Annotated in this window: 1 pseudogene; it reads right to left on the reverse strand. The window is 52.7% G+C overall.

Going from position 1 to position 474, the window contains the following annotated elements:
- Nucleotides 1-61 precede the first annotated feature (61 nt).
- Nucleotides 62-474: pseudogene (locus H7U37_RS16570) on the reverse strand (site-specific DNA-methyltransferase); the annotation flags it as partial.

A 474-nucleotide genomic window follows, 5' to 3' on the forward strand; every position in this document is an offset into this window, starting at 1 on the left:
ATTGAGCGGGTTCTTTTTAAAAAAGCCCTTAGGCAGCTGATTGTATTCCATCTTTTTCCCCTCACACCAATTTCAATTCGATTCCGTGATCCCGCAGGATATAGTAGGCGTTGGCCATGGCGGTATCGTCGGCAAAGCTGTCACGGGAGATGATAATTTTCGCCGGGGCATATTCGGTCATTTGCTCCACGTCCTCGGGCTGCACATCCTCGGCCAGACAGACCAGCAGCAGGCAATCATCGCCCACGCCATAGACGGTCTTGTTGTGGATGGAGAATGGTGTCACGGAGTAGGTCAGCGGCACACCCAGCTTCAGCATGATTTCATAAATCATGTCCAGGTCGGTGCGCTCCGGCTTTACCCGGTGGATCATGCTGTTCATCCGCTGGTACAACAGGTCAAGCTGCTCGTTCTCAATGGGGGTGGCGTCCCAGGTTTCCAGATTGGAGGTGTCCAATTTGAAAACACGGAAGC

It is taken from the genome of Pseudoflavonifractor phocaeensis (assembly GCF_016901735.1).
In the GTDB taxonomy this organism is placed as follows: Bacteria; Bacillota; Clostridia; order Oscillospirales; family Oscillospiraceae; genus Pseudoflavonifractor_A.